Raw genomic sequence first — 25,913 nt, 5'->3', positions numbered from 1 at the left:
CGAGTGCGTTTAACCAGAAACGCACTCGGCTCTAACTGGACGCCGCCTTGGGCTCGGGCGGCGCATCCTGGTCCTGGCCGGATACCGGCCGGTCGTAGGTCTCGCGTTCATAAGGATCTACCAGCGCGGCATCGCCCAAACCGGCAAGACGGGCAAGCGGCTCCAGCGGCGGGGTGTCGGCCACCATCGCCGCTGCGGCCTCATCTCCCGAAGGGTCCCCGGACGGGACGATGGCCCAGCCCATGCGGGCCGCCCGTTCCACCTCGTTATAGGCCAGCACGGTGCGGTTGCGGCCGCCCTTCTTGGCCTGGTAGAGGGCGCCGTCCGCCCGCGCCAGCAAATCCTCCAGCGTCTCGTCAGGGCTGCGCCACTGGGCCACGCCCAGGCTGGCCGTCACCTGGGCCACCTGCCCGTCGTAGGCGACCTCCATCTCCGCCAGGCTGGTGCGGATGCGTTCCGCCACCACCCGCGCGCCGGCAATGTCCGTCTCGGGCAGCAGCATCATGACCTCTTCCCCGCCAAAGCGGGCCAGCAGGTCCACGGTGCGGCAGGCCTTGGCCGCCACCGCCACCGCCGCCCGCAGCACCTCGTCCCCCATGAGGTGGCCGAAGGTGTCGTTGATGCGCTTGAAGTGGTCGAGGTCGAACAGGATGACGGAGAAGGCGCGGCCGTAGCGGCGGGAGCGATCGCATTCCAGGCGCGCCAGTTCGAAGAAGCGGCGCCGGTTCAGGACGCCGGTCAGCGGATCGGTGCTGGCCAGTTGTTCCAGCTTGGTGTTGGCGGCGCGCAGGTCGCGGGTGCGGGCGGCGACGATGCGGCCCAGCGCCCGTTCGCGTCGCATCTGCGCCTCCGTCCGGATCGCCAGCACGCAGGCCATCAACGCCACCAGGCCGAAAACCATCAGCAGCCGGAACCAAGCTTGTTCGTACCAATGGGGCAAGACCCTGATGTGAAACGCCAGCTCAGCCATGGGCGGGATGGACAGCACCTCCGCTGTGTTCTGGCCGGGCTGCGCCACTGGTTCGGCATCAGGATCGAACCCGGCCGTCGCCTCCTGCCTGTTGGACAGGGCCAAGCCCGGCAGGTCGGTCCAGGCGCGCACCCGGAAAGTGTAATCGCCCTGCGGCAGGTTGGTGTAGACGGCCTGGGGCTGGGCGCCGTTCACCTCCACCCAATCCTCGTCGAACCCATCCAGGCAATAGGCGTAGCGGGTGTCGTGCGGGGCGCGGAAGTCCAGCAGCGACAGGGCCAGGCGGATGGTCTTCACACCGGCGCCCAGGGTCAGGGTGCCGCCCGGTGGGGGCAGGCGGCCCGGCGGCTGCGCCTTGTGGTTCACGTCCAAAGCGGTGACGGCCAGCACGCCAACGGGCACGGATGGACGGAGCATGCCGGGCCGCATGACCGTCAGGCCGCCCATGCCGCCGAACAGCACCTCACCCCCGGCACCTCGGGTCGCCGCTTTGATGTTGAAGGCGCGGACGATGACACCGTCACGGGCGCCCAGAACGCGGGGCGGGAAGCCGGGGCCGTTGAACTTCACCAGGCTGGCCGCGGCGGCGGCCCAGACGCCGCCGTCGCCATCCACCGCCAGCGCGGATACGGCATTGTTGGCCAGGCCCTGCGTCTCATCCACCACCAGCGGGGCGATTCCCCGGCGCCCGGCCAGCGCGTCCCGCATCTGCGCCGGCGTCAGCACGGCCACGCCGCCGCCATAGGTGCCGGCCCACAGATTGCCGGCGCCATCCACGACGACATCGTTGACCACGTTGTGCGGCAGGCCGCCGATCGCGCCCGCCTGCGGCGCACGCCGCAGCGTGTGGAAGCGCGGGCGCGGCAGATCCGCCAGGTCGGCCACCGCCAGACCACCGGAGGTGGCCAGCCATACCGTGCCCTGGGGGGCATCCGCGCTGGGGGGCATCACCAGGATCTTGTTCACCTGGTCGGCGGGCAGGCTTTCCGCATCGGCCGGATCATGGACCAGATGGGTCAGGGTGCCGTCGGGCTGGCGGATGTACAGCCCGTCATAGCCGCCCAGCAACACGGTGGTTCCAGCGGGCGTGACTGCCGTCGCCAGGGACAGGACGACCACGCCGTCCAGCGCCGGTATCCAGGACGAGGTGCCGGCCAAGGTGACGGGATCGATGCGGGTGACACCGCGCCCGCCCGCCAGCACCGCCCCGTCTGGCAGAACCGCCAGGCTGTAGATGTCCCGGCCCTGGTCCACCCCCGGCAGGACGACGTGGCGCAGGGTGCCGTCGGCGGGGTCGACCACGTCGACCAGCCCACGCCCGAGGCCCAGCCACACCCGCCCCCGCGCATCCGTGGTCAGGGCATGGACGTCGGCGTCCGCCAGACCGACGCCGCCCGGCGGGGCGGCCTGCACGGTGGAAACCAGACGCTGCCCCGCCTCCACCCGGTCGGCGCCCCGTTGTGTGCCTACCCAGACATTGCCGCTGCGGTCGCGCAGGAAGGCGCGCACCACGTCGCCAGCCAACGAGGTCGACACCATCTCGGAATGCGCCAGGATGCCCACCCGGTCGTCGGCATCCAGCGTCAGGATACCGACGCCATCGGTGGCCAGCCACAGGGGGCCGCCTGGCCCTTCCGGCTCGATGAAGGCACGCACGGTGTGGCGCGCTGCCAGGCTATCCGCACCGCTGAGACCCTTGATCGTCAGGGGACGGCCCGTGGTGGTATCCAGGGCGAACGCCCCATTCTCGCCCGTACCCACCCAGACGCGACCCTGGCCGTCCTCATACAGGGCCCAGACGTCGTCGGCCAGCGCCCGCGCCAGGATAGGGTCGTCCACCGGGGCGGCCACGCGGGTGAACGCCGTCTCACCCGCGCCGCGCCGGAACAACCCGGGATGGCCGCCCAGCCACAAGGTGCCCCGGCTGTCCTCCAGCACGGCGAACAGACGGGGGCTGACGCCGCCGGCACCCGCGTCAGCCACGGGCGATGCCGCGGCGGTACGTGGGTCGTAATGGTCCAGCCCCTGGTCCGACAGCACCCAGGCGCCGCCGTCGCGGGCCGGCCCCAGGGCCATGATGCGGGCGGCGGTGGCGCGGTGGGCGATGGGCACGGCCCGGAAACCGTTCGCGTCCATATCGAAGCGCACCAGGCCGCCGGCGTTCGTGCCGATCAGCAGGCCGCCGTCGTCGATGTACAGCAGGCTGCGCACATAGGCATCGGGCAGGACATAAGAGGGCGGCGGCGCACCGGCCGCCTGCTTGCCAGGCGGCGAGCCTTCGCCGGCACTGGTGTCGGGCGCGCCCCGGTATATCTGGGTACGATAGCCGTCGAACCGCACCAGGCCGCCGAAGGTACCGAACCAGACCACGCCATGGCGGGTCTGCGCCAGGCTGGTCACCACGTCGCTGGGCAGGCGCAGGGCCGGGGGGAAATGGTCGAACTCGGGGCCGGAGAGGCGGGCCCAGGGATCAGGGGCGCCGGCGGAACCGGGGGATTGGGTGGCAAAGGCCGACGCGGCGGCGCAGGCAAGCAGCAGCGCCAGGCCCAACCGCCCGGCCCCCAACCGCCACGCCAGGGCGCCTCCCGCCCGCAAAAAGCGCCGCCCAATCATGACCGGGTCCGCATTCCCTTCACAAGAAATCGCCGCGGCGGGCGACCCGCAGCCATGGTTAACGCCAAATGATTACCAAATCCTCGACAACCAGGCGTTCGCCCCTGCATTCCTGTCGATTTTTTGCCTGGAGCGCGGCGCGAAGGCCAGGACCGGCGCGTGGCGGGGCTGGCGCAAAAGGTTAGGCGTCCGCCAACGGTGGAATCTGGAAAAACGCTTCCAGCGCCTGCCGTCCCACACCCGCCCGCAGCGCCACCACCGCCTGGTCCAGGCGCGCGTCGATATCGGGCAGGGCTTTCTCGGGCACGATGGGCACGAACATCGCCGGCCCCGCGCCGCCATCCAGCCGGCCGCCATCCAGTCGATAGACGCGCCCGGCCCGGTGGACGGGAAGCAGGCGATCGGGTGTCAGCACGAAATGGACACCGGCCACCAGGGCCACCTGATCCAGGAAATAGCCCAGGACCGGGCCCCCGTTCCGGCAGCGGTCCCAGTGATACAGCAGCAGGTCGGCCACGCCCCGGGCGAAGGCCCGGGCCATGTCCCCCGGCCCGACCACCACCAGGCCGCCACCGACCGCGTCATAGGGGGCCGCCAGGTTGGCGGGGCCCCAGGTGGCCGCGACCGGTCGACCGGCGGGCAGGGCGGTGACGAAGCGGGCGGGGTCGGACAGGAAAGCGGCATCGATGTCGGCGACCACCAGCGGCGCGCCATAACGGTCCTGGATTTGAGGCAGGCGCAGGAAGCGCGCGGCGGTCAGGTAGGTAAGGCGCGTCTCATGGTGCAGTTCCGGATCCAGCGCCTCCGTCGACCATCCCAGGCGCAGGCCGGGGGCCGCTGTCGCCAGGAAGGCGACATCATCCGTCGCCGGGTCACAGATATGGACATGCAGGCGGGCGCTGGCGGCAACGGCGGCGATGGAGGCCGCCAGGAAGGGCAGGAAGCGGCGGACATAGCGGCTGTCGGCCGCCACCAGCACCACGGGCTCGTCCGCGGCGCCCGGCGCCGTCCGCCCCCAGTCCAGCGTGGCGTCGAAGCCCGCGCGCAACGGCTCGGCGGCGGCGGTCCAACGCTGGAAGTCATCGCCCAGGGGAATCTGGGCCGCGAAGGGCAGGGCCTGTTCCAAGCCGGCGAAACAATCCTTCGCCCGCCGCTCGTGCCCCAGACGCAGGGCGACGCAGCCGTCCAGGAAGATGAACCAGGGGTCCAGCAAGGGGTCACGCCCCATGGCGGCCGCTGTCACAGCCTCGACCAGCCGGGGCAGCCGCGCCGCGCCATCGGGTTTGCCCAGCAGATGGTTGCCGGTCTCCAGCGCCAGGTAGTAGGCGCTTTTCCAGAAATAGTCCCGCGCCCGCCATTCCGTCGCGACCCAGGCGACCAGGCGGCCCAGGGCATCCCATGCCTGATCCGTCACGGGTGCGATGTCGGCCAGCAGGCGGGCCAGGCGGTGGCAATCTTCCATCCCCGCCGCCCCGGTGCCCGGAACCAGGGCCTGGATCTCGGGCAGCAAGGCGGCCGCCGCCGCGATGTCACCCCGGGTGACCAGCAAGGTGGCGCGGTTGCTGGCCGCCGCCGCACGCAGGTCCGGCGCCAGGTCGCCCGTGGCCATGAGGGCTGCGTAAGCGGATACCGCTTCACCATCCCGCTCGGCCTGATGCAGCAGGCGGGCACGGGCGAACAGCAGGTCGGGGCGGTCCGGCACCAGCGCCAGGGCGCCATCGAGCGCGTCCAGCGCCTGGTCCGGCCGTTCCTGCCGCTCACGTAGCTGCCACAGCGCCTCACGCGCCATCAGATTGTTGGGATCGCGGCCCAGCACCGCCTCGAAACTATCGGCGGCGGCCTCCAGCCGGCCCAGACCGGCCAGCACCTGGCCCAGGCCGAAGCGGGCGGGCAGCAAATCCGGCGCCAGCGCCAGCGCCGCCTCATAGGCCGCGGCGGCGTCCTGCGCCCGGTCCCGCTTGTGCAGCAGCGCGCCCTGCGCCTGCAGGCCCTGCGCCGCCAACAGGGGATCGCGCGCCGACAGCCCGGGGACGGCCAGCCCGGCCTGGTAGGCCGCCAGCGCCGCGTCCTCCTGCCCCTGCGCCTCCCGCACGCGGCCCAGCGTGATGTGGGCCCCAGCCGCGGTCGTCCCCGTCGCCAGGGACAGGGCGCGCGCCAAGGCGGCCGCCGCCGCGTCCTGGCGCCCAAGGGCGTGGAGGCAGCGCCCCTGGTCCAGCGCCAGGGCCGCGTCCGCCGGCGCCAGCCGGGTGGCGCGTTCGAACAGGCCGGCCGCCTCATCCTTGCCGCCTGGCTCGCCCCCGCCGGCCAACAGCCGCGCCAGCGCGGCCAAGGCCTCCGCCTGGTCCGGCTGCTGGGCCAGGACGGCGCGGAACTGCGGGATGGCGGCCTCCGCCCGGCCGGACGCCATCAGCGCCTTGGCCAGCGTCAGGCGATAAGCCACGGCCTCCGGTCGCAGCGCCAGCGCCCGCTCCAGCCCGGCCGCCGCCGCGTCGAAGTGGCCGGCCTGCGCGTCCAGCACGCCCAACAGGTAAAGGGCGTCGGGGGTATCGGGCGCCACGGCCAGGATCCGGCCATAAAGGATGCGCGCCTCGGCCAGGCGCCCCGCCTGATGATGATCCAAGGCGGTCTGCAGCGCCTCAGCGATGGTCGCCACGGCGACACCCCTTTCCCCAAAATGCCCCAAAGAGCCCCATTCCCACGCCGCTGGCGCGAGGACAAGCTTATGGTAAACTAACGATTGTCGACGCAGTCTCGACCAAAGAGGCCAGGCCGCACAAGCATGTCCAGGGAAACGGCATCAACGCCGGCCCCTATCCCCGACGTCCGGCGCCGTTCCCAGGAGGGTCGGCGGGGGCGTGACCCTGACCAATCCCGCCGCTATCGCGCCACCCGCCAGAAGATCGCCCAGCTGAACGAGGCCGTGCGCGCCCTGGGCGCCGATTGCGCCCGCACCCTGGCGGCGGAACCGCATGTGGATGAGGCGTATGCCACCCTGCGCCGCCTGTCGCCCTTGTTCAGCGAGGTCCTGTCGTTCGTCGCCGTCATCGGCACCCAGGTGGACACGTTGGAAGAACCGCGCCGCACCGAGGCGATGGAGCAACTGGCCCTGCTGGAACGCCATTTGGCCCGGCTGGAGCTGGAGACCAGCGCCACGCTGATGGACCAGCTGGCGGCCTCGACCGCGCCCCGCGCCCTCGGCACGCGCCATGTCCTGGAGCGCTGGCTGGCGCGCATGGAAGGGTTGGAGGAAAAGCTGGACCAGGACGGCCAGGCACAGCTGGAGCATATGCGCGCCCTGGCGCGGGCGGTGGCCGATGGCTGCCCCGACCTGCCCGACTTCTCCACGGCACATGTACCGGCCGGCGAGGGCGGGCGGGTGGATGCCGTCCCCTTGCTCGCCCGTGCGCCCGTGGTCTCCCGACCGGACACCGGCACCGTGCAGCTGGCTTTCCGCACGGGTGAGAAGGGGGTGCATATCGACCCAGGCCAGTCGCACAACCTGGCGGCGGAGGTGCGGCGGCTGAAGCTGCAGGTGGCAATCGCCGCCGTGCTGGACATTACGCCGGCCAACGTGGCCCTGGTGCTGACCGGCCATGACCCTTTCCGCGCCGTCCAGGCCACGGCCCTGGCCGACGTGCTGCGCCGGCACATCGGCGCCGACCGGCTGGTGGTCAGCGGGCCTTGAGCCTCACACTTCCTGGCGGCGGGCGTGGGCCAGCAGCCAGCAGCCCAGCAACGCCAGGGCAACGGCGGCGCCGGTGGCCGACACGGCCAGCCAGCCGCCGAGGTCCCATGCCAGGCTGGCCACGGCCGAGCCGCAGGCGCCACCCACGAAATAGGTCGTGAGGTAGACCGTGGTGACCCGGCCCCGGGCGCCATGATTGCCCGCGTAGATGACGCTCTGGTTGGTGATCTGCAGGCCCTGCACGCCAATGTCCAGCAGCAGGATGCCGGCGGTCAGCGCGATCAACGACCAGTGGGTCAAGGCCATCAAACCCCAGGCGGCCAAGCAGGCGGCGGCGAACAGGCCGGTGGCCGCGTGGGCATGGCCCTTGTCGGCCAGGCGGCCCGCCCGGCTGGCGGCCAGCGCGCCGGCCAAGCCCGCCAGACCGAACAGGCCGATGGTGGCCTGGTCGAAATGATAGGGCGCGTCGCTGAGCACGAAGGTCAGGCCCGTCCACAGCACGCTGAAACCGGCGAAGCCCAGGGCCCCCATCAGCGAGCGCCAGCGCAGTACCGCGTCCGTGCGGGCCAGGTGCAGGACGGAGGCCATCAGCCGGCCGTAGGGAATGCTGGGACGGGCGGGGTCGGCCGGCAGCGCGCGCGCCAACAAGGCGCCCAGCACCGTCATCACGACGGCGGCGGCGATATAGACGGCGCGCCAGCCGGCATAATGGGCGATGGCGCCGGCGATGGTGCGGGCCAGCAGGATGCCCAGGATGAGGCCGCTCATGACCGTGCCCACGGTGCGGCCCCGGCTGTGGTCCGGCGCCAGGGACGCGGCGAAGGGCACCGCCACTTGGGCGGCGCAGGACAGCACGCCCACGCCCAGCGAGGCGGCGGCGAAGGTTAGGAAGCCGGGGCTGGCCGCAGCGGCGAGCAGCAGGACGATGCACAGGGCCAGCAGGGTCAGGATCAGGCGCTTGCGGTTGTGGGTGTCGCCCAACGGCACCACCAGCAGCAAGCCCAGGGCATAGCCCACCTGGGTCACCGTCACCAGCATGCCCGCCGACCCCATACCCACCTGGAAACTGGCGGCGATGTCGGCCAGCAGCGGCTGGACGTAATAGATGTTGGCGACCACGGCGCCGCAGGTGATGGCGAACAGCACGGTCAGCCCGGCGGACAGGCCGCGCGACGCGGTTTGGCCGGGGGTGGTTTCGGATGACACGGTCATGGGACGGCGGACCTGTGCTGGGGACAAGGGCGGCCGTCTTCAGTACCGGGGTTCCGTCAAATAGGAAACGGTTAGTTGCGAAAACCAGCCGCGCCCCGGGTGGGGGCTTGACGGCTGCCTTTTCAGTCCACGTCCATCACCCGCAGCAGGGGCCAGCGTTCCAGCCAGCGCTTCCCACGCACCCGCTGATGCAAAATTTCGCGCTTGGCGCCCCGGAAGGCGGGCGTGGGGCGGATGAGGCGGCTGAACAGGTCATCCAGGCCAAAGGGCGCCAGGATCTCCAGCGCATCTTCCGGGGTCAGGCGCACTGCCACGGCCGTGGCCGTTTCCGGCCAGTGGCGCAGGGCGTCGGCGCAACCGGCATAGGGTGCGTCACCGTTGCGGCAGTGCATGCGGGCCTGGTTTTTCACCGACCAGGGGACATCGGGCGCCAGGACCAGCAAGCGGTCGGTCAGGTCGCGATCCACCGCGATGGACGAGCGCGCGGCGTCGAACCATACCACGTCCACGTCGCTGTCGGGCGCCTCACCCGCCGTTTCGGGGATCGCCTGTTGGCGGTGCAGGTGATCCCACACGGCGTTGCGCACGAAGCCTGCGCCAATCCAGCAATCCGGCAGCTCCAGGGCACGGACATGGGCCAGCAGCCGCATGCGCCAGGCATCGTCCCGGATCACGGCTTGCAGGCGATCGCCATAAGTGAGCTGGTGCATGGGGTCGCCCTGTCCTGCGCGCGTAAAAAAAGAATGGGCCCCGCCGGTTAGCCGGCGAGGCCCCTGAAAGATATATGTCTTTCTTCATAGAGAGTGAGACTGCAAAAGGTCACACCCCCAAAATGTCGCACTTATGCAAACTACGCAGCCTTAGAACTTCTTGCGCACCGATACGAACACGGCGGCGGGGGCGCCGGCCTGCAGCGTCTGGAAGGAGCCCGTCGGGTCGCTGACGGTGTAACCGTTGGTGCCGATGGACGAGACGTAGTGGCGGTCGAACAGGTTGGTAACGTTGCCCTGGATTTCCAGGTCACGCTGCCAGCCGCCACCCTGGAAGCGGTAGCCGAAGCTGAGGTCCACGGTCATGTAGCCGGGGACCTTGCCGTCGTTGATGTAGGTGTAGTAGCGCTCGCTCATGTAGTTGCCGGAGACGGCGCCGAACAGCATGCCGTTGTCGAACGACAGCTCGGCCTTCACCATGTTCTGCGGGCTGTCCACGGTGATCTTGCCCTTGGTGGCGGCGTACAGGGTGCCGTCGCCGTTGCGGGTGTCGTCGTCGTAGGTGGACTTGTTGTACGAGTAGGAACCGTACAGCGACCAGTTCTTCACGAACTTCCAGGTGCCGGCCAGCTCGATGCCCTTGGAGGTGACGCCACCCACGTTGGACAGGGCCGACGGGTTGCCCTGGATGCCCGAGCCCACGGTGGTGGCCAGCAGGCGGTCGTGGAAGCTGACGTAGTAGGCGGCGGCCACGGCCTCGAACGTGTCGACGTGAGCGCGGGTGCCCACTTCGAAGGCGTCGGAGGTTTCGGGCTTCAGCTTGTCCTTGATGGCGTTGAAGCCGGACTGGGTGGTGGAGAACGGACCGTCGGTGTGCGAGCTGACGAAGGCGCGGGCGTTCTTGGCGTAGTCGCCGAACAGCTCGGCCTCATCGGTCAGCTGGTAGTTGAAGCCGATCTGCGGCAGGAAGCCCTTGGACGTATCGATGGAGCCGTTGATGATGTCGCTGGCCGAGGTGTAGCGCTGCGTCTGGCTCTCGTTCTCCACCTTGATCGACTTGAAGCCGTAGTTGATCTTCAGCTTGTCCAGGGCCTGCCAGGTGTCCTGCAGGTGGAACACGTAGGTCTTGGTGTTGAAGGCGTACTGCCACTGGGTGGCGAAGGGGTTTTCCTGGAACTCATCCGCCGTGCGGCCGGGGCTGTCCAATCCCAGGCCGTAGAAGCGGCGGGCCTGGTCGAAGTCGTTGTTTTCGAACCACAGGCCGCCTTCGATGGTGTGGTCGGCCAGGGTGTAGGTCAGGCTGTCCACCGTACCGATGCGCGACACCGTGTATTCGGTGGTGCGCATGGAAATGGGCGAGCCGCCAAAGGCGGCGGGGGTCGCCAGGTAGGGCGTGTCCCAGGTGCCCATGCCCTTGTCGTGGTGGCCATAGACCATGGCCTTCAGCGACAGGCGGTCGTTGATGGGGTATTCCAGCTGGGTCGAGCCGATGATGTCTTCACGGTTGCCGGCGCCGTCGAAATAGACGTCGTCGGGCGTGGAGTAGGGCGCCGGAATGGGCTTGCCGGCCTGGTAGGCGGTCGCGATGGCCTTGGCCAGCGTGTAGTTGTCCGAAATGTTGTCCAGCTTGTAGCCGAACTTGCCGATCAGGGCCAAGGACAGGTCCTGGTAGTCGTTCTCATGCCGGTCGGAGTAGTTGACCATGGTGGTCAGCGTGCCCTCGCCCACCGGCTGCACGAACTTGCCGTTGGCCTGCTGCTGCCACTGCTCGCCGTGGCCCTTCCACTTGTTGCCATGCTGGTAGTCGTAGCTAAGGTAGCCGCGGCCGCCGCCATCGATCTCACCCGATTCGATGCGGCCGAAGGCGCGCACCGTGGCGTTGCTGCCGTAGCTGACGGCGGCCAGGCCACCGGCGGTGGTCTCCGGATCGGCCGACTTGAACTTCAGCGTGCCGCCCAGGTTGGAGGTGGATGCGGTGTCCAGGGCGCCGGTGCCCTGGGCCATCTGGGTGACGCCCAGGTTCTCGGACGAAATGGCGCGGCTGATGTGCAGGCCGTTATCGTTGGCGTAGCTCATGTCACCCAGCGGGATGTCATCGAGCGTGAAGCCCAGCTGGTTCTGATTGAAGCCGCGCACCGAGATGCGCACCGCCCATTCGTAGGCGCCGTAGGGATCGGCGGCCTGGTAGTTCACGCCCGGCAGCTTGGAGATCACCTTGATGGGGCTGGCGCCCGGAACAGCGATCTGCATGTCCATGGGCGTGATGGCCTGCACCTGGCGGGTTTCGCCGCGGCCGAACACGACGATTTCCTGCAGCGCGTCGGCATCCGCGGCGGCGTCCGGCGCCGCCTGCGCGAACGTGGCGCTGGAAATACCGAGGATGAGCAGAGACACACCTGCCAACAACCGATTCTTCAGCATCGAATTTCCCCCTTCGATTTATTTAAAATCTTCCCCATCCGGCAATACACAGAAGTGATACGGTCACTCTTATGTCCGGCTTGAAGGCGCATGCTGCATAGCAACACGATATGAATATTTTAAGACAGTGTGATTACCGATCCATTTACTAGTAACGGTGTGACATTTTGGTATACAGCCCTCCGTCACAGGGATAGCGGGCCTTCCACCCCTGAGGTGGTCGTCGCCGCCACCGCCCAAGCCCCGCGCGCGCCCAGCGCCGGCGGGGCGGCGGTCTCCAGCAGTAACAGCGACAGGGCCCGGCGGCGGCCCACCAAGGTCATGGACGATCATCCGGCGAGGGGTAGGAAGACCGTCCGTTACGCCATCCGCTTGAAAAGACGGCGACACATTGGTTAACGATTCATGACCGTCTGGGCACCGGTGTCCGATGCTGGCGTCACCAGCCCGGCTGGGGCACCTTAGGCGCCGGGGGCCGACGCCCCAGGGGAGAGGTCATGCGTATCGTTCTGTTCAAGGGCCAGTCGCAGTACGGCTCGCTTCGGCTGCATATCGACCAGCTGGCGGCAGCCCTCGCGGCCATGGGGCACGAGGCCATCGTGATCGACCTGTTGCTCCCGGACGGAATGGCGCGGCTGAACGCCGCACTCAGCCAGCCGGTGCAGTTTTTCTACTCCCTGAACGGCATGGGGGTGGACATGCGCGTCGGCGACCAGACGCTGTACGATGCGGTCGACAGCCTGTTCATCACCCTGCATGTCGACCACCCGGTGCATCTGTGGCCCCGGCTGGAGATCAAGATGGACCGGCGGCTCATCGTCAGCTTCCTCGATGAAAGCCACGTCAAGCTGGTGCGTGACAGCTTCCCCCCCGAACATTTCGCCGCGCTGTCGATGATGCCGCCGGGCGCCAACACCAGCATTCCGCCGGCCATGCCGGATGAGGAAACGCTGTTCCAGGACTGGGCGGTGCTACGCGACATCCCCCTGCTGTTCACCGGCACCTATCGGGGCACGCCCCAGCGGGATTGGCACAGCGCCGAGCGCAACTTCGTCACCACTCTGTTCGATGACGCCGCCGACCTGGCGCTGAGCCAGGACACGCTGTCGCTGGAGGAGGCCATCGATCAGGTGGTGGCCGCCCGCGATACCAGCCTGACGCCTGCCGGCCGCACCCAGCTGATCCGCAAATCACGCGACGTCTATCGCTATGTGGAAGCCTATCGCCGGCACCAGTTGCTGGTGACGCTGAACGCCGCCGGGGTGCCGCTGGTGGTTTACGGCAAAGGATGGGAGGACCGGCCCTTCCCCGCCTTCGATTGGCGGGGCGAAGGCAGCTTTGAGGAGACGCTGCGCCTGCTGCGCCGCACCCGCCTGGTGCTGAACAGCAACAACAACTTCGTCGCGGGCGGGCATGAACGGGTGTTCGCGGCGCAAGTCAACGGCGCAGCCGTGGTGTCGGACACCAGCCGCTACTACGACCGCCACTACACCGACGGGCGTGATATGCTGTTCTATCGCTGGACCGCCCTGGAAACCCTGCCCGCCCAAATCGAGGCGGCATTGGCCGATCCGCACGGCTTGGCGGCCGTGGCCCGGGCGGGCTTCCGCCAGGCCGCCACGCACCACACCTGGGACGTCCGCGCCCGCCACATCCTGGATTTGTTCGCGGCCGTCAACATCCTGACCCGCTGACTCCCGATCCATCACCTTCGATCCACTGACCGAAAGCGGGGTCGGTAACCCGCTGCGTCATAGTGGCGCAGCGAGCCCACCCGCGTGCCATGAAAATCATTATCAGTATAAAGCTGGTGTTGCTCTCCGCGCTCATGTCAAACGATGATCGGCGTTAAGGCCAGATCAACAAGAACCACGTGCTTCCGCCGAATTCCGCCGCTCGCGGCGTCAAAATTAACAGAATGTTTAATTTATAACGAAGTCGTTAATCGACCCAAAACCAAGATAATTTCTTTTCCGGTAATAATACCGAAATAAACAGTCAACCAAAATTTAACGTGCACCCCCAAGGCGCGAAACCTAGTGAAGCGCCACGTTTTTCATGGGGAGCCGAAAAATGTTCAACAAAACAAGAAGCAGCCGCCGTTTCCTCCGCGCCGCCTTGTTGGCCGGCAGCGCCGTGGGCTTGGCCTGGGCCGGCGGGGCCTGGGCCGCACCCGCCGATGCCGCCGTGGACGCCGGCGCCAGCGGGAACACGGGCAGCGGGGACACGGGCAGCGGGGACACGGGCAGCGGGGACACGAGCGGAAGCGCCAGCCGCTCCACCGCCGGCACCGGCTCGGAAGGTGTGGACGTGGACACCATCCTGATCGAGGCAGAGCGCAACCGGGCCGCCGCCGAGGCGCCCGTGAAGGCATCGCTGGACCAGACCCAGCCGAAATCCTTCATCAGCCGCCGTTACATCGAGCAGGCGACGCCCGAGACCGGCGACTTCACCACCACCGTCCTGATCGCCCCCAGCATCGGCGGCATCGCCTCCAACGGCGGTGGCGTGGGGGAGACCAACAAGGTCACCCTGCGTGGCTTCGCCGACGGGCAGTTCAACATCACCTACGACGGCATGGCCTTCGGCGACACCAACGATCCGACGCACCACCCCGCCTCATACTTCCCGGCGTCCACCATCGGATCGGCCGTCGTGGACCGCGGCCCGGGTGCGGCGGGCGACCTGGGCCAGGCCAACTTCGGCGGCGCCATCCACTATTTCTCGCCCACCGTGGACGACAAGTTCGGCCTGTCGCAGAAGATCACCTTCGGCTCGTTCAACACCCAGAACTTCGTTTCCACCATCCAGACCGGCAAGCTGGACGAACTGGGCGGCACCAAGATCCTGCTGAACTTCGATGAGCGGCAGTCGGACGGCGAGCTGAGCTTCTCCAGCGGCGAGGCGCAGAACCAGCTGATCAAGATCCAGGTGCCCATCAGCGAGAAGTGGCAGGCGACGCTGTTCGCCACCCACAACCGCACCCACTTCTACCAGTCCGACGCCGGTCCGGGCGAAACCTGGGCCCAGGTCGTGGCCTACGGCAAGGACTTCGCCCTGAACGACAACCCCAAGGACGAGCATTACTACAAGTACAACCAGCAGCGTAAATCCAGCGACTTCGACTACATCAACGTCAAGGGCGACCTGGGCGACGGCTTCAGTGTCGACAATGACGCCTACACCAATTTCTATTCCAACCAGACGGAATCGGTGAACGACGTCACTGGCCTGGTGGGGGCGGCCAACACCTCCAGCACCGGCAACAAGAACCTGCCCAAGACCGACATCGGCGGCTACAGCAAGGGCAACCGCTATCGCGTCTTCGGCGATATTCTGCGCGGCAACAAGGACTGGACCTTCGGCACGCTGAAGGTGGGCGGTCTAGTCGAAACCTCCAGCACCGACCGGCACAACCTGCTGCAGGATGAGACCCAAAGCATCGACGACCTGAAGTATTCCAGCCTGACGACCCCGGTGGTGAAGAACGTCTCCAACGTCAAGACGCTGGAGGACAGCTCGTGGTTCCAATACCAGCTGTTCGCCGATTTTGAGCTGCGCCCCATCGAGCGGCTGACCATCACCCCGGGCGTCAAGTACGTGAACTTCGACCGCACCGTGGACGCCGCCATGGAGAACAGCGGCGTAACCAACTTCACCCGCGGGCCGCTGCACGGTGACAATGTCTATGACAAGACGCTGAAGTTCCTGACGGCCAACTACAAGATCACGCCGGAGGTGGCGGTTTACGCCCAGTACGCCACCGGCTTCCTGATCCCGTCCCTGTCCACGCTGTATGTGAACAACCTGGACCTGAATGCCCTGAAGCCGCAGGAAACCACCAACTACCAGTTGGGCGCGGTGTGGAGCCGCGACAATGTCACGGTCGACGCCGACATCTACAGGATCGACGTCACCAACCTGTCGGTCGCCGACCCCACCGGCCAGTTCTACGTCAACGCCGGCAATGCCCGGTACAGCGGCGTGGAAGGCCAGGCGGCCTACAGCTTCGACAACGGCGTGACCTTCTTCGTCAACGGTTCGATCAACGCGGCCAAGGACCTGACGGCGCACCAGGGCTTGACCAAGGTGCCGAAGTGGACGGACGCCGTCGGCGTGCTGTTCAACCAGGGCCCCTGGCAGATGACGCTGAGCCGCAAGCAGGTGGGCCGCCAGGTCGTAGCCTACAACGGCAACACCGCCACCACCACCGCCGACGGCACCTTCCTGGCGCCGGGCCAGGCGTGGGAGATCCCGGAGTACACCACCACCGACGCCTCGATCTCCTACGATTTCGGCATGGTGCGGCTGAAGCTGGCGGCCTTCAACCTGGCCAACGACCGGGCCATCACCACCTATGGCGGCGGCCTTTACACCTTCCAGGCCGGGCGCCAGATCCAGGGCACCATCCAGGTCAAGTACTGAGCCTGGGCGCAACCGTCAGGGGCGGCCGTCAGGGGCCGCCCCATTTCCCATCTTCGCAGGATATGCCCATGATCCGCCCCGCCCTGCTGCTGGCTTTCGCTGGCGCCTGCCTGTCCGCCGCCCTGCCCGCCCGGGCGGCGCCCACCGACGATCCGGTGGTCTTCCACTTCGCCACGGTGGGCGACAGCCGCCAGGATCCGGAGGACCCGCGCCTGACCGTGCATGACGCTCCGTTCCTGCAGGCGACGCGGCAGCTGGCCCGCATCAGTCGCGAGGTGCAGGCGGCCCACGCCCAGGCCTTCATCTTCCTGGGTGACATGGTCATGGGCTACACCCCCGACCGGCCGCTGCTGGACCGCGAATACGCCTATTGGCGCGGCATGATGGCCCCGCTGATGGAGACGGGCACCTACGTCCTGCCGGTGGCCGGCAACCATGAGACGGAAAGCAAGGTCAAGCAGCCCAACGGCAAGACCCTGAAGCTGGCCAACACCGCCAACGAGGACGCCTGGCGGGCGAACATGGGCGACCTGGTGCTGGACGCCCCGCTGTGGCAGCGCCTGACGGGCATGCCCGCCACCCATTGGTCGGTGGACAACACGCCGGCCATCGGCACCGATCGCATCACCAGCGACCAGCGCCAGCTGACCTACAGCTTCGACACCGGCCCGGTGCACATCGCCGTCATCAACACCGATCCCAGCGGCGCCGACGGCACGGCACCCGTCGCCTGGCTGGAGGCCGACCTGACGGCGGCCGAGGCGCGCGGCGCCACCCACATCTACATCTTCGGCCACAAGATGGCCTACAACTACGACTTCCCCGTTCCGAAGGACAAGGTGGGCAAGGCCGAGAAGGAAACCGGCCTGGAAACAGGCGGCGAGGCCATGCGGGACACCTTCTGGCAGATCGTGGAACGCCACCACGCGACATATTTCTGCGGGCATGAGCACATCTTCCACGCCTGGCAGCCGACCAAGGCGCAGGGTGGGCAGGCCTGGCAGGTGATCATCGGGTCGGGCGGGTCGCCCCTGGCGGCGGTCAAGGCAGGCGGCACGGGGGAGATGGACCGCCTGTACGCCTGGGCGGAAGTCTGGGCCTATCGCAGCGGCCGCACCCACGTCGCCATCCATGGCTTCGACGATGGCGACGCCCCCAGCCGCACCCTGCAGGAATGGGACATTCCCGCCGCACGCTGACCCGGGTTTATTGCATCAACCGCTGGAGCTGCATGGCCATGGCCTCCAGCGCGAGTTGGGGTTCCAGCTGGTATTTCTCCAGCGCGAACAGCCGGTGCGAGGGGAACCAGGGACGCACCGGCGTGCCCAGGGTCGTCCAGTCGCGCGAGGCGAAGCGCCAGCAGGGGGTGCCCACTGCCCCCGCCATCTCCCCCACCGCGGTGGCAGCGCCGATCACCAGGTCGCAGGCCGCCGTCAGCGCGGCGGCCGTTTCCAGATCGTCGCGCAGGTCGGCATCGGCGAAGCGATGGACCGTCAGGCCATGGTCGCGCTCCAGCGCCGCGATCTCCTCCGCCGCCGGCTGATAGTGCAGGCTGACCGCCGTGACCCCCGGCAGGGACAGGATGGACCGCCACTGCGCCAGCGTGGAATAGGCCCGTGAGCGTTCGGTGCTGAGCTGGCCGGACCGCCAGGCGATCCCCACCACCAGGGCCGGTCCCGAAGCCAGTTCCGCCAACCGGTCCCGCCAGTGGGCCACCCGCACGGGATCGGGCAGCAGATAGCCTGCCGCCGTCCCATCGCGGGCGAAATTCGCCAGCGTTGGCGCCAGAAGGGCCGCCAGGTCGCCCGCAGCCGCCACGAAGTCGGCGCCCGCCGGCTCCAGCGCGGCCGCCCCCTGCCGGCGCGGCCGGGACAGGAAGCGCAGGGTGGGGAAGCTACGCTCCAGCAGACCGGCCAGGCGCGGATCGCACTCCACCAGCACGGCTGTGGCCCCTTGGTCAGCCGCCCGCGCGGCCAGGGCTGAATAGAGGCTGGCGAACAGCAGTTCGTCCCCCAGTCCCTGTTCATGCCACACCCGCAGGGTGCGGCCCGCCAGGCTCTCCCCGCGCCAGGCCGGGCGGTCGAAGCGGGGCGCCGTCCCTTTATCTTCGGCTGCGAAGCGCCAGGCATAGCCCTGCCAACCCCGGTCCAGGGTGCCCAGCTGCAAATCGACCAGGCCCCGGTTGAAGCGCGCCGTGGCCAAGGCCGGATCCAGCTCGATGGCGCGGGCGTAGCTGTCGCCGGCGGCGGCATAGCGGCCGGCATCGTTCAGGCAGCGCCCCCGGTTGTTCCATGCCGTCGCCTGGTCGGGCGCCAGGGCCACGGCGCGCTCCAGCCAAGGCGGTCCGGCGAAGATGTCGCCCGCCCGGCGCAGGGCCTCGCCCAGGCCGCACAGGGCGTCGATGACCACGGGATCCTGCGTGTCCGGCACCTCCCGCGGCAATAGGGTGCCGCCCAGCGCCCGGCGGAAGGCGTCGATGGCCGCCGCCGGGCGATCCAGCGCCAGCAGGGCCGTGCCCAGGTTGGACGCGGCCGCCGTCAGGTCCGGCGCCAACTGCAGGGCCCGTTCCTGGCAGGCCGCCGCCTCCGCCGCGCGCCCCTGGGCCAGCAGGGCGTTGCCTAGATTGGTCAGGACATCCGGCCGGTCCGGCTCCGCGTCCAGGGCCAGGCGGTAATGGCCCTCGGCCTCCGCCGCGCGGCCCAGGGTCTGCAGCACGTTGCCCAGGTTGGACTGGGCGGCGGCATAGCCGGGCGCCACTTCGACCGCGCGGCGCAGGAAGGGCAGGCCCGCCTCCGCCCGGCCCAGCTGCGCCAGGGCCAAGCCCAGGAGGTGCAGGGCCACCGGCTGGTCCGGCTGGCGGTCCAGCACGGCGCGATAGGACGCCAGGGCGCCAGCGGCGTCGCCGGCCTGATGGCGCGCGGCAGCGGCGGCCAGCAGGCCGTCCACATCGGAAGATGGCGGTTGCGAGGGGGCGGGCGCCCCGCCGCGCAGCCGATCCACGGCGGCAGCCACCGTCGGCACCACATCGGCGGCGCGACCGTCAGCCGGGGCCGGCACCACCGCCATGGCGGCGAACCAGGGCCGCACGGCGGTGCCCAGCATGGACCAGTCCATGCGCGTGCCCACCCGCCAGACCGGCACCCCCAAGGCGCCCGCCAGTTCCCCGACGGAGGTGGGGGCGGTGACCACCAGATCCAGGCAGGAGGTCAGGGCGCCCGCCGCCTCCAGATCCTGGCGCAGGTCGGTGTCGGCCCAGCGGTGCAGGGTGACACCCAGGGCGGCCTCCACCGCCCGCACCTCCTCCTCGACCGCGCCATATTGCAGCATCACCGGGATGACGCCTGGCAGGCGCAGCAGGGGCGCCCAGTCGGCCAGTCGGGTATAGGCACTGTCGCGGTCCAGGTCGCGCACCATGCTTTGCCAGCACAGGCCCACGCGCAGGCCTGGCCCCAGCGCATCCACCCGCGCCCGCCAGGCGGCCAGGCGCGCCGGATCGGGCACCAGGTAGGCCTGCCCCGTGAAGGCGCCCAGGTCGCCGCGCAGCACCTGGGGCAGGCTGCCGGCAGGGATGTGCAGGTCGGCGCCGGCGGCAGCGGCGGTGATGAAGTCCGGCGCCACCGTCACCCGGTCACTCCCCGGGGCTATGAAGGCGCGGGTGAAATAGCCGGCCAGCCGGGCATCGCATTCCAGGACGAAGCTGGCCTCGGGATGGGCGGCGATCAGGTCACGGTACAGGCTGGCGAACAGCAGCTCGTCACCCAGGCCCTGCTCCCGCCACACCAGCAGGCGGCGCCGGCCCAGCGCCTCCCCCTGCCAGCGGGGCTGGGGAAAGCGGCGGTCGGGCAGGGCCTGGCCGGCGTCGAAGCGGGCCTGGTAGCCGGACCAGCCGGCCGGCAGCCGCCCTTCGGCCAGGTCCAGGATGGCCAGATTGTAGCGCGCGGCCGCGAAATCCGGCCGCAGGGCAAGGGCCCGCTGGAAGCCCGCCCGGGCCCGGCCCTGGGTCTGGTGAATGGCGTCCCGCGTGGGCCCGCGTTCCCCCAGCCAGGTCAAGGCCAGGTTGTTGGCGGCCTCGACATAGGTGGGATCCAGGGCCAGGGCCCGTTCGTGGCAGGCCCGCGCCAGGCCCCACATCTCCTCCGCCCCCAGGGCCAGGCCCAGATTGGTCAGGGTGTAGGGCGTCTCCTCCGCCGCCACGGCGGCCCGCGCGGCGGCCAGGCCCTCAGCCGTGCGGCGCAGGCCGGCCAGCGCGCGGGCCTGCTCCACCAGCGCCTTGGCATAGCCTGAACGCAGCGCCAGGGCGCGGCCCGCCGCCGCCAGCGCCGCATCCCAGGCGCGCAGCTCGACATGAACCCCGGCCAGGTTGCCCCAGGCCTCGACATAGTCCGGCATCAGTTCCGTGGCGCGGCTGAAGGCGGACAGGGCGCCGGACAAATCGCCGCCGGCCCGCAGGGCGCCGCCCAGGCTGTTGTGCGCCTGGGCGAAGGCGGGGTCCGCCGCGACCGCGCGGCGCAGCAGGCCGACGCCCTCATCCACCCGGCCGTCCTGCACCATCACCACGCCCAGCAGGTGCAGGGCATCGACATCCCCAGGCGCCCGCGCCAGTACGGACCGGTAGGCCGCCTCCGCCCCCGCCAGGTCGCCGGCGCGATGGGCGGCCATGCCGGCCTCCACCGTGGCCGGGTTATCCATCGGCGGGCCGGCCGCCGTCTCCGCCCTCAGGCGCAGCAGCGCCGCGCGCATGGCCGGCACGACCACCTCCGGTGGACCCCAGCCGGAAAACCATTGGCGCTGTGCCTGGAACCAGGGCCGTGCGCCCGTGCCCAGGGACGCCCAGGCAGGCATATGCTGGAACCGCCAGGTGGGCACGTCCAGGGCCGCCGACAGCTCCCCCACCGCCGTGCCGGCCGACACCACCAGGTCCAGCCCCGCCATCAGCGCCGCGACCCCCTCCTGATCGTCGCGCAGGTCCAGGTCATCCCACAGATGCAGGGTCACACCGGTGGCGGCGGCGACCTCGGCCATCTCCGCCGCGGCGTCGCCGGCGCGGGCGTCGTACTGCAGCACCACGAAATGCACGTCCGGCACGGTGAGCAGCGGCACCATCTGCATGAGGGTCAGGTACAGGTTCTGCCGCCCCAGGTCGCGCAAGCCGCTGCGCCAGCACAAGCCGACCTTGAGGCCGGGGCCGAGGGCGGCGAGGCGGCCGCGCCAGAACGCCGCCCGCTGCGCATCGGAATGCAGCCAGGGCGGCGGATCCGCCGGAAAGTCCCCGAGCGAGTGGCGGAGTAGGGCCGGCAGGCCGCCCAGCGGCACATGCATGTCGGCGTCGCGCGGCGTATCGGTGCGGCCGCGCACCACCAGGTCCAGGCCCGCCGGGACCTGCGGCTGCAGCGCCCGAGACAGCAGGCCGGCCAGCCGGGCGTCCACCTCCACCACCAGCCGGCGGCAGCCCCGCGCGCCCAGCCAGCGCAGCAGGCCGGGCAGGCAGCTGGCGAACAGGATCTCATCCCCCAGCCCCTGTTCGCCCCACACCAGCAGGGCGCGGTCCCGTAGATCGCCACCGGTCCAGGCCGGCAGCACCAGGTCGCGCCGGGCCGTACTGTCGGGCACGGCGAAGCGGGCGGGATAGTCGTGCCAGCCAGCCTCCAGGTCGCCCAGTTCCAGCGCCAGCATGGACAGGTTCACCCGGGCCTTGGCCCAGCCTGGCCGTAGCGCCAGCGCGCGGCGGTAATGGTCGCGCGCCTCCTCCACCAGGCGCAGGTCGAACAGGGCCCGGCCCAGGTTGAGGTGGGTGTCGGCGTCGTCAGGCTGCTGCGTCAGCACGGCGCGCAGATGGGCGGCGGCGGTTTCCGGTTGGCCCAGCAGCAGGCGCAGGTTGGCCAGGCCGCTCAGCGCCGCCGCCGATGCCGGCTCGATCGCCAATGCCCGGTGAAAGGCCTCAAGCGCCGCGTCCGGCCGGTTCAGCCGGGCCAGGGCGACACCGAGGTTGACCCAGCCGCCGACCCAGCCGGGATCGGCCTCCGTCGCCCGGCGCTGGGCCTCTGCCGCCGCCTCGTCATTCCCCAGCGCGGTCAACGTCAGGCCGCGGTTGGCATGCAGGGCGGCGCGATCCGGCGCCAGCTGCACGGCCCGGTCGTGGCAGCGCAGGGCGTCCGCCCCCTGGCCCAAGCCCTGCAGAGCGAGGCCCAGGCCGGACAGCGCCTCGGCATTGTCGGCGCGCAGGCGCAGCAGCTGGCGGTAACGGTCCGCCGCCGCCGCCCAGCGCTCCTCCCGCCGCAGTAGGCCGGCCAGCGCCGCCAGGGCGCCGGCATGGCCAGCGTCCGCCGCCTGGCCTAACCGCTCCACGGCCAAGTCCACCCGGCCGGCGTCGCGCGCCGCCAGGCCGTCGGCGTACAGCGTGTCGGGTGACGGTGCCGGGGGCGACGGCGCGGGACCATCTGCGACGGCAACAGCAGCCCGGGCCAGGCCGGCCAGCCGCCAGGCGAGGTGCGGCAGCACCACGCCGATGACCTCGCCCTCGGGCGGGAAGAAGGGCTGCTGCGCCGGGAACCAGGGCCGCGCCCCGCTGCCCAGCCGGGTCCATTCGAAGGTGGCGCCCAGCCGCCAGCACGGCACACCCAGGGCGCCGGCCAGTTCCGACACGGCGGTGCCGGCCGTCACCACCAGGTCCAGGCCGCTGATCAGGGCCGCGACGCCGTCCAGGTCATCGCGCAAATCCAGGTCGGGCCAGCGGTGGATGCGGATGCCCAGGCGCGCCTCGGCCGCCACCAGCTCGGGCTCCGCCGCCGCGCCGTCGTACTGCAGGCTGACAAAGTGCACATGCGGCAGCCGCAGCAGCGGGTCCCACTCATCCAGCTGCGGGTACAGCAACCGGCCGCGTTCCTCGGTCCGCAGGCCGCTGCGCCAGCACAAACCCACCTTGAGGCCTCGGCCCAGCGCCGCCAGACGGCGGGCCCACAGTGCCACCAGCGCCGGGTCGGCCGTCAGATAGGCCGTTGGGCCCCCGGCGAAACTGGCCAGGTCCGGCCGCAACAGGGCCGGCAGGTCACCCGCCGACAGGGCGGCGTCGGGTACCGGGGCGCCGCCACCGTCCAGCACACGGCCCGCCGGCGCGATGACGGCGCCGGGAAAGGCGCGGGCGAACAGCGCGGCCAGACGCGGATCGCAATCGATGACCAGCCGGCCCACCTGTGCCGCCAGGTCGGGGTAGAGGCTGGCGAACAGCAATTCATCCCCCAGGCCCTGTTCGCGCCGCACCAGCAGGGTACGTCCCGCCAAGTCCTGCCCCCGCCACGGCGGCGCCGGCAGCGGGCCCGCCGCCCCGCCCAGGTCGCGGCGGGCATACCCCTGCCAGCCCGCCGCCAGGTCCCCTTGCGCCAGGCGGGCCAGGCCCAGGTTGAACTGGATCAGGGGCTCACCGGCGTCCAGCGCCCCGGCCGCGGCCAGGTGGCGCGTTCCGTCCGCCAGGCGGCCCTGGGCCACCAGGGCGGTACCCAGGTTGCCGTGCGCATGCGCCATCCCCGGCGCCAGGGCCACCGCCCGGCGGGCCAGGGATTCAGCCTGCCACGGTGCGCCCAGCGCCGTCATCGTGCCCGCCAGGTTGACCAGCGTTTCCGCCTGCTCGGGTGCCAGCCGCAGGGCGTGCAGCAGCGCCGCCTCCGCCCCCGCCAAGTCGCCCCGGTCGCGCAGCAGCGCCCCCAGGTTGGATGCCGCCGCCGCCAGGGCCGGATCCTGCGCCAGCGCCCGCCGGTAGGCGGCCTCCGCCTCGGCCAGGCGGCCTAGCTGGCGCAGGACATTGCCCAGGTTGTTGGCCGGCATGGCCGATTGCTCCGGCGGCAGCAGCGCCAGGGCCTGGACGATCGCCGGCACCGCCCCCGCGGCGTCGCCCGCATGAAAGCGCGCCAGTCCCAGCAGGTGCAATGCCTGGCCCCGGGCGGCGGGCGTCAACTCGCCCCACGCGATCAGCGCGTCCAGCGCGGCCACCGCCTCCGTCGCGCGGCCGGCCGTCAGCAAATCATAGGCCTGGGCCAGGGTGGGCAAGTCGGGGGGGCGGGACATTGCCCGGGGCGCCGCCCCAGGAGCATTTGTTTGGATACCGAAATTAGACAGTGCCAGCAGGGCTGCGCGCACCTGGTCCAGGGCATCGGCCACCGTCTCGGCCGGGAAGATGCGCATGGCCGGGTACCAGGGCCGCACCCGGGTCCCAAGCATGGACCAGTCGCCCGGCAATTCCATGCGCCAGATGGGTACGCCCAAGGCCCCCGCCAGCTCACCTACCGAGGTGGGGGCGGTAATCACCATGTCCAGGGCGGAGATCAGGGCGGCCACACCCTCGATATCATTGCGCTGGTCCAGGTCGGTGAAGCGATGCGGCAGGCGAAGCCCCTGTTCCGCCGCGGCCCGCCGCTCCGCCGTGACGTCGCTGTATTGCAGATCCACCCAGGTGATGCCCGGCAGGGACAGCAGCGGCGCCCACCGCGTCAGCCCCAGGTAGTTGGGGTCGCGGTGCGGCGCCTTGATGCCGGAGGTCCAGCACATGCCGATTTTCAGCCCCGGGCCAAGGTCGGCCAGGCGTTGGCGCCAGCGCGCCACCACCTGAGGGTCGGCCGCCAGCCAGCCGCCGTCCCGCCCCGCATAATCGCGCAGGCGGGCACCGAACAGGGCGGGCAAGCCGCCGGCGGGCAGGTGCACGTCGAAATCGTTGCCGCCCAGTGGCTCTGGCCGCAGTTCCACACGACCGGCCAGATCCGGCACCTCACGCCGCAAGTAGCGCGACATGAGGCCGATCAGCCGGGGCTCCGTCAGGATGACGACACTGCCGCCGGCAGCCCCCCCCAGCGCCGCGCGTAGGGCCGGGACATAGAGGGGTGAGAACATGAACTCATCACCCAGCCCCTGTTCCCGCCACATCATCAGGCGGCGGCCATCCAACGCGTCCCCTGCCCACTGGGGGCGGTCGGGATATCGCCAGGGCTGGATATTTCCGGTAACGAAACGACTTGTGTAATCGGCCCAGCCACCCGGCAGCTGGCCCATCGCCAGCCGCACATAGGCGCGGTTGTAGCGCGGCGCCGGGTCCTGCGGGTCCGCGGCCAGCGCCCGGGTGAAGGCGGCCTCCGCCCCCGGCAGATCACCCAGGACCTGAAGCGCGTTGGCCAGCGACATCAGGCCCCGGGGGTTGGCCGGTTCCAGCGCCAGCAGGCGCCGGGCCATGATCACCGCGCCCTCGCCATCATAGAGCTGGCGCATCAGGTCGCCCAGGTTCAGCAGGGCGGGGACATGGGTGGGAGCGATATCCAGCAGGCTGTGATAGGCGGCCATGGCCGCCGGATGGTCCTTCAGCTCGGTATAGGCCAGGCCCAGGGACATCCAGGCGGAAACGCTGCGGGGAAACAGGCGCAGGGCGTGCCGCAGCAGGGGCACCGCCGCCGCCGCGTCCCCCAGTTGCACCAGCAGCAGGCCCAGGTTTTCCAGCGAGCCCTGGTCGTCGGGCCGCGCGGCTAGCGCCCGTTCCAGCAGGACGCGCCCCTCGGCCGAGCGCCCCTGCTGATGGCAGGCCACGCCGCAGAGGTTCAGCGCGTCGGCCTGGGCCGGATCCAGTGCCAGGATACGGCGGTACAGCGTCTCCGCCCCCGCGAGATCGCCAGCGCGGTGCCGGTCCATGGCCTGGGCCAGCAAGCCGGGGATCTGCCCGCCAGCCTGCCGGTCGCCCTTCGCCCCCGTGCCGGCGCCGCCATGGACCATTCATCACCTGTCAGGAACATTGTTCGGAGGTTCAACCACCGTTTCGCCGCCAACGGAAGGCCCACCCCGTGTAACCACCCCGTTAGGATAGCAGTTGTATAGTGATTACATAAACCACACAGATTGTTGATAC

At 70.0% G+C, this 25,913-nt stretch carries 11 protein-coding genes; 4 read left to right on the top strand and 7 right to left on the bottom strand.

The annotated features are described in order from the left end of the window. Positions 1-31: 31 nt before the first annotated feature. A complete protein-coding gene (locus FBZ88_RS16365) occupies positions 32-3,520 on the bottom strand; it encodes a ligand-binding sensor domain-containing diguanylate cyclase (protein WP_186464440.1) in 3,489 nt (1,162 codons plus the stop codon). Between the two features lie 244 nt (positions 3,521-3,764). Then, complete coding sequence (locus tag FBZ88_RS16360) at positions 3,765-6,236, bottom strand: tetratricopeptide repeat protein (protein ID WP_145618280.1); 2,472 nt, start codon at positions 6,234-6,236, stop codon at positions 3,765-3,767. A 126-nt stretch (positions 6,237-6,362) separates the two neighbouring features. Between FBZ88_RS16360 and FBZ88_RS16355 the strand changes: the two genes are divergently transcribed. Beyond that, the gene (locus tag FBZ88_RS16355) at positions 6,363-7,268 is read left to right on the top strand and encodes a hypothetical protein (protein WP_145618279.1); all 906 of its coding nucleotides are present in this window, start codon (positions 6,363-6,365) and stop codon (positions 7,266-7,268) included. Between the two features lie 3 nt (positions 7,269-7,271). Here FBZ88_RS16355 and FBZ88_RS16350 read toward each other — a convergent pair whose 3' ends face one another. The 4 genes from FBZ88_RS16350 to FBZ88_RS30310 form a co-directional block, all read right to left on the bottom strand. Continuing rightward, positions 7,272-8,480: an MFS transporter gene (locus FBZ88_RS16350; protein WP_145618278.1), complete on the bottom strand. Its 1,209-nt coding sequence runs from the start codon at positions 8,478-8,480 to the stop codon at positions 7,272-7,274. Positions 8,481-8,602: 122 nt separating this feature from the next. After that, a complete protein-coding gene (locus FBZ88_RS16345) occupies positions 8,603-9,190 on the bottom strand; it encodes a nucleotidyltransferase family protein (protein WP_145618277.1) in 588 nt (195 codons plus the stop codon). 150 nt (positions 9,191-9,340) lie between these two features. Next, complete coding sequence (locus FBZ88_RS16340) at positions 9,341-11,611, bottom strand: TonB-dependent receptor (protein WP_145618276.1); 2,271 nt, start codon at positions 11,609-11,611, stop codon at positions 9,341-9,343. Between the two features lie 185 nt (positions 11,612-11,796). Continuing rightward, the gene (locus tag FBZ88_RS30310) at positions 11,797-11,934 is read right to left on the bottom strand and encodes a hypothetical protein (protein WP_186464439.1); all 138 of its coding nucleotides are present in this window, start codon (positions 11,932-11,934) and stop codon (positions 11,797-11,799) included. A 174-nt stretch (positions 11,935-12,108) separates the two neighbouring features. Here FBZ88_RS30310 and FBZ88_RS16335 point away from each other — a divergent pair, with 174 nt between their 5' ends. The 3 genes from FBZ88_RS16335 (at position 12,109) to FBZ88_RS16325 (ending at position 17,235) form a co-directional block, all read left to right on the top strand. After that, the gene (locus tag FBZ88_RS16335) at positions 12,109-13,305 is read left to right on the top strand and encodes a glycosyltransferase family protein (protein WP_145618275.1); all 1,197 of its coding nucleotides are present in this window, start codon (positions 12,109-12,111) and stop codon (positions 13,303-13,305) included. Between the two features lie 379 nt (positions 13,306-13,684). Then, positions 13,685-16,036 carry a TonB-dependent receptor gene (locus FBZ88_RS16330; RefSeq protein WP_145618274.1) on the top strand — a complete coding sequence of 784 codons (2,352 nt, stop codon included), beginning with the start codon at positions 13,685-13,687 and terminating at the stop codon, positions 16,034-16,036. Positions 16,037-16,104: 68 nt separating this feature from the next. Further along, positions 16,105-17,235, top strand: a complete 1,131-nt coding sequence (locus FBZ88_RS16325; RefSeq protein WP_186464438.1) for a metallophosphoesterase family protein — start codon at positions 16,105-16,107, stop codon at positions 17,233-17,235. A gap of 7 nt (positions 17,236-17,242) precedes the next feature. On the opposite strand, the gene FBZ88_RS31355 is transcribed toward FBZ88_RS16325, so the two are convergent. Further along, positions 17,243-25,780: a tetratricopeptide repeat protein gene (locus FBZ88_RS31355; RefSeq protein ID WP_145618272.1), complete on the bottom strand. Its 8,538-nt coding sequence runs from the start codon at positions 25,778-25,780 to the stop codon at positions 17,243-17,245. Positions 25,781-25,913 lie beyond the last annotated feature (133 nt).

The sequence above is a fragment of the Nitrospirillum bahiense genome, from assembly GCF_007828025.1.
Classification (GTDB): domain Bacteria; phylum Pseudomonadota; class Alphaproteobacteria; order Azospirillales; family Azospirillaceae; genus Nitrospirillum; species Nitrospirillum amazonense.
This window is presented reverse-complemented; position numbering and strand designations above follow the sequence as displayed.